Origin of the sequence: Mycolicibacter senuensis (genome assembly GCF_003284925.1) — a bacterium.
Taxonomy (GTDB): Bacteria; Actinomycetota; Actinomycetes; order Mycobacteriales; family Mycobacteriaceae; genus Mycobacterium; species Mycobacterium algericum_A.
The window spans coordinates 1-4514 of record NZ_QMEX01000209.1 but is presented as its reverse complement, the minus strand read 5'-3'; the positions used below and the strand labels follow the sequence as shown (position 1 = coordinate 4514).

Here is a 4514-nt window from a genome sequence, read left to right as displayed (position 1 = left end):
TACACCCGCAGTACACCGGACCGCATGCCGCGCTGATCGCCGCCGGCCACACCGTCGGCACGGTGTTGTGCCGGGCCGAGGACGAGTTCGCGCTGCACCCCGAGGAAGTGCCCACCGAGGCCGACCTCGTCGTCGTCGGCAATCCGACCAACCCGACCGGGGTGCTGCATCCGGCGTCGGCGTTGCGTCGGCTGCTGCGGCCCGGGCGGGTGGTGCTGGTCGACGAGGCGTTCCTGGACGCCGTGCCCGGCGAGCCGGAAACCCTGGCCGGCGAAGAGCTTCCCGGGCTGCTGGTCAGCCGCAGCCTGACCAAACACTGGTCGATCCCCGGAATTCGGGCCGGATACCTGCTCGGCGACGCCGCGGTGCTCGCCGAGGCGGCACGTCTGCAGATCCCCTGGTCGGTGTCGGCGCCGGCGCTGGCGGCCATGCTGTCCTGCTCTGATGAGCGGGCGCTGGCCGAAAGCGAATGCCGGGCACGGCAATTGGTGATTTGGCGCGAGGTTTTGACCGCCGGCCTGACGGCACGCGCCGTGGCATTCGTTGCCGGGGTAGCACCCTTCGTGCTGGCCCGGGTCGGCCGCGGGGTGCATGCGGCGTTGCGCGACAACGGCATCGCGGTGCGACGGGCCGACACCTTTCCCGGCCTGGATGACTCCTGGGTACGGATCGCGGTGCGTCCCCCGGAGTTGACCGATCGGTTGCTGAGCACGCTGGATCGGGTACTGGGGTGACGACGGCCCGCGCCATCGGGCTGCTGCTCGGCTACGCTGCCGATCGCGCCTGGGGCGACCCGCGCCGGCTGCACCCGGTCGCCGGATTCGGGACGTGGGCGCTGGCGGTGGAGCGGCGGTGGTACCGCGACAGCCGGGCCGGCGGTGTCGCCCACGTGGCAGCAGTGATCGGCGGTGTTTGTGGGCTGGCGTATCTGGGCGAGCGCTCGGCGCGCAGCCCGTTGTTACAGCTGCTGTTCACCGCGTCGGCTACCTGGGCGGCGCTCGGCGGCCGGTCCCTGGAGCGCGAGGCGTGCGCTGTGCATGACTTCTTGGCCGCCGGCGACCTGGAGCGGGCGCGCGTTCAGGTGCGTAACCTGGTCGGGCGCGACACCGCCGTGCTGAGCCCGGACGAGATCGCCCGCGCCGTGGTCGAATCCGTCGCGGAGAACACTTCCGACGCGGTGGTGGCGTCGCTGCTGTGGGGTGCGGTGGCCGGGGCGCCGGGCTTGGTGGCGCACCGGGCGGTCAACACTTTGGACGCGATGGTCGGCCACCGCAACGCCCGTTACGAACGCTTCGGCTGGGCGGCGGCTCGGCTGGACGATCTGCTGGGTCTGCCCGCCGCTCGACTGACCGCGGTTCTTGCCGCTGCCTTCGGCCCGGATCCCGGTGGCGCCCTGCGTTCCTGGCGCCGCGACGCCCGCCACCACCCCAGCCCCAACGCCGGGGTGGTCGAGGCCGCGTTCGCGGGAGCCTTGGGTCTGCGGCTCGGTGGTGTCAACATCTACTACGGGAACCGCCGCGAGGACCGGGCGTTGCTCGGCGACGGGCGAGCTCCCATGGTCGCCGACATTCCGCGGGCGGTGGGGCTGGCCCGCCGGGTGGGCGCCGCGGCGGTGGCCGGCGCGGTGCTGTGGTGCCTGATCCGTGAGACCAGGAGGTAGACATGTCCGGCCCAGTCGAATTCTCCACGGCGAGTGCGCGGGTGGATCGTGACTGGCTCTGGCACGAACTGACCGAGCACACGTACTGGGCGAAGTACCGCACCCGCGCCATGTTCGATCGTCAACTCGATGAGGCGTGGCGGCTGGTGGGCGCCTATCGATCCGACGACGGTGCGATGGTGGGTTTCTGCCGGGCGTTCTCCGATGGTGCGGCCATGGCGTATCTGGCCGACGTATACGTCGCGCGTACCGAGCGGGGCACCGGCATCGGCCGGGGCTTGCTGCGGGTGATGATCGACGAGGGGCCGGGCCACGACTTCCGCTGGATGCTGCACACCGCCGACGCGCACGCGCTGTACGAGACGTTCGGCTTCGCCGCACCCGATGTGACCTTCATGGAGCGCCGGCCCCGGTTGCCGCACGTGCGCGACTGAGTCAGCCCTCGCAGCCGTTCGCAGCGGTGCACGGACCTGATCAGTGCCCGGCCACCGCCAGTGGCGGCTCAGTGATGGGCGATCAGATCGGCGGCGTGGCCGTGCTCGTTCGTCCGGAGCCGGTCTGCAGCAGCGGATTTCAGCTGCCACCGGGTGACCCGCCCGTCCGGCCCGGTCAGCTCTTCGGCGGTGAGCGCCTCGCCGATGAGCCGGCGGACGCGTGGTTCGTCGGCGGCGTCGGCGGCGAACAGGATCCGCAGCGTGACATCCTCACCGGCGACGTGATTCGCGGTGTGATGCGGCGCCAGTGGGCACGGCGGCGGATGGTCCCAGCTGCCGCACAGCGCCAGCGTGATCGCCGCGCCGGGCGCGTTCGGGCTGCCGTCGGGATGCAACCGCACCACCGCGTCGTGGGCGTAGCCGAGGCGAGTCACGAGTGGCGATGCTACGCGGCGCGGCGCTGATTCATCCACAGTTGGGGGTTCGTCCACAGGCGGGCCGTCCCGGTGTCGGTGTTGGCCGGTGGTGTCGGGGGTGGTTTTTAGCGTTGGGATATGGCAACAGCACTGGGAGCGGCGGCGGCGCCGACAAGCTCTACTGCGCGCGGCCCCACCACGCCGGCCACCGACGGACGACAACACACCATCGTCACCGCCTCGGGCCGGCTGGGCTGGACCGACGGCACCGGCCCACCCGAAATCAACCACGCCCACCACCCCGAAGAACTACTCGAAAACGACCCCGACCCACCGGTGGCGTGAGCCGGGGGATGCGCCCGGCTCAGCGCGCGGTCTTGGTCAGCTCGATGACCGGGATGACCCGGTCGGTGCGCTCCCGGTAGGCGGCGAAGCCGGGATAACGCTGCGCCTGGATGTCGTAGAGCCGGTCATGCTCTGCCCCGCGGATCTCGGTGGCGGTCACGGCAAAGGTCTCGGTGCCGATCTCGGCGGTCGCCGACGGGTTCGCCCGCAGATTGTGATACCAGCTGGGATGGTTGTCCTTGCCCTCGTTGGAGGCGAACACGAAAATCCGGTCGCCCTCGGGCAGGTACATCATCGGGCTGGTGCGCGGCTGCCCGGACTTGGCCCCGGTGGTGGTCAACAGCAGGACCGGAGCCCCTTCGAACGGGCCGCCGAGTTTTCCGCCGGTGCTGCGGAACTCCGCGATGTTGCGGGCATTGAATTCCAGGGTTCGCTTCGCGCCCACGGCTACCTCACCGCTCGATATCCACGAAGTGCTCGATCACCGGCGGGGATGCGTAGAAGTCGTGCAGCAGCGCGCGCCACTGGGCGAACTCCGGCGACTTCCGGAACCCCTCGGTGTGCGCCGCCACACTCTCCCACTGCACCAGCAGCAGGTACAGGTTCGGCGATTCGATCGACCGGGACATCGAGATTCCCAGAAAACCGGGCTGGGCCGCGATCAACGGCCGGGCCTTGGCGAACGCCGCCTCGAAGTCGGCTTCGCTGCCGGGATGAATGGGAAGCACACCATGCTCGACAATCACTCCCCCAGTCTGCACCGAGCGCACATGTCGAGCGTCACCCCCACCCGGGGGTTGTCTGTGACCGACTTGCACAGATATATTTACTGCAACCGTTAGACACAGGTAACACGGGAGGTGCCGGCGATATGGGTGCGATCGCGGCGGCAATCGTTTTCGCTTGGTTGGGCATGGTGCTGGCGATCTCATTCATCGAGGCGCCGCTGAAGTTTCGGGCGCCCGGGATCACCCTCCAGCTGGGGCTGGGTATCGGCCGGCTGGTGTTCCGTGCCCTCAACACCGTCGAGATCGTGCTGGCGACGGTGGTGGTGGTCGCGGTCGTCACGCATCCGCCCGGGCGGCTGGCGCTGGCGGCCATCAGCGTGGCGGTGACGATGCTGCTGGTGCAGTCGCTGTTCGTGCGGCCCCTGCTGCGCCGCCGCTCCGATTCGGTGTTGGCCGCCGCCGTGGCCCCGCCCGGCGGGATGCGCGAGCGCTCCCGGGCCCACTACGCCTACGCGGGGCTGGAGGTGGTCAAGGTCGCCGGGCTGCTGACCGCCGGCACCGTGCTGCAGCTCTGGTCAATGGCCGGCTAGCACCCAGGCCAATGCCTGCTCGACGTCGTACACGCATCGCACCCCCGCCGGCCGGGCCGGTCGACGCACGATGACCACCGGCAGCCCGAGCTCCTCGGCGGCCAACATCTTCGGCCAGGTGTACTCGCCCCCGGAATCCTTCGTCACCACGCTGTCGGCGCGGTGATCGCGCAGCAGCGCGAGTTCGCCCGGCAACGCATACGGCCCCCGGTCGCTGACCACCGTCCAACCCGTCGGCAGCGTGATCGAGGGCGGGTCGACGACGCGCGCCAACACCGCCGCGTCGGCCAGCGCCGGCAGGTAGGACGCCAGCTGTTGGCGTCCGATCGTCAGCACCGGGC

The 4514-nt window shown here is 70.3% G+C and carries 9 protein-coding genes; 5 read left to right on the top strand and 4 right to left on the bottom strand.

Annotated elements, in window-relative coordinates:
• The 3 genes from DQP56_RS22720 to DQP56_RS22710 form a co-directional block, all read left to right on the top strand.
• Positions 1-734, top strand: a 734-nt coding sequence (locus DQP56_RS22720) for an aminotransferase class I/II-fold pyridoxal phosphate-dependent enzyme (protein WP_114475789.1), incomplete at its 5' end; no start/stop codon positions are given.
• Positions 731-1660: an adenosylcobinamide-phosphate synthase CbiB gene (gene cbiB, locus DQP56_RS22715; protein WP_112689262.1), complete on the top strand. Its 930-nt coding sequence runs from the start codon at positions 731-733 to the stop codon at positions 1658-1660. The genes DQP56_RS22720 and cbiB, both read left to right, overlap by 4 nt.
• A gap of 2 nt (positions 1661-1662) precedes the next feature.
• Complete coding sequence (locus DQP56_RS22710) at positions 1663-2094, top strand: GNAT family N-acetyltransferase (protein WP_112689260.1); 432 nt, start codon at positions 1663-1665, stop codon at positions 2092-2094.
• Between the two features lie 68 nt (positions 2095-2162).
• Here the strand turns inward: DQP56_RS22710 and DQP56_RS22705 are convergent, their stop codons facing one another.
• On the bottom strand, positions 2163-2528 hold the full coding sequence (locus tag DQP56_RS22705; protein WP_112689258.1) for a hypothetical protein: 366 nt from the start codon (positions 2526-2528) through the stop codon (positions 2163-2165).
• Between the two features lie 120 nt (positions 2529-2648).
• Between DQP56_RS22705 and DQP56_RS22700 the strand changes: the two genes are divergently transcribed.
• Positions 2649-2855 (top strand): hypothetical protein, encoded by a 207-nt coding sequence (locus tag DQP56_RS22700; RefSeq protein WP_112689256.1) that lies wholly within the window; start codon positions 2649-2651, stop codon positions 2853-2855.
• Between the two features lie 19 nt (positions 2856-2874).
• Here DQP56_RS22700 and DQP56_RS22695 read toward each other — a convergent pair whose 3' ends face one another.
• Entirely contained in the window at positions 2875-3300 is a 426-nt protein-coding gene (locus DQP56_RS22695; RefSeq protein WP_112689254.1) for a nitroreductase family deazaflavin-dependent oxidoreductase, read from the bottom strand.
• A gap of 7 nt (positions 3301-3307) precedes the next feature.
• On the bottom strand, positions 3308-3601 hold the full coding sequence (locus tag DQP56_RS22690; protein ID WP_112689252.1) for an antibiotic biosynthesis monooxygenase family protein: 294 nt from the start codon (positions 3599-3601) through the stop codon (positions 3308-3310).
• A gap of 125 nt (positions 3602-3726) precedes the next feature.
• Here DQP56_RS22690 and DQP56_RS22685 point away from each other — a divergent pair, with 125 nt between their 5' ends.
• The gene (locus DQP56_RS22685) at positions 3727-4173 is read left to right on the top strand and encodes a hypothetical protein (RefSeq protein WP_112689250.1); all 447 of its coding nucleotides are present in this window, start codon (positions 3727-3729) and stop codon (positions 4171-4173) included.
• On the opposite strand, the gene DQP56_RS22680 is transcribed toward DQP56_RS22685, so the two are convergent.
• The coding region (locus DQP56_RS22680) for a precorrin-6A/cobalt-precorrin-6A reductase (protein ID WP_165825119.1) at positions 4159-4514 on the bottom strand (356 nt) is incomplete at its 5' end. The genes DQP56_RS22685 and DQP56_RS22680 overlap by 15 nt on opposite strands.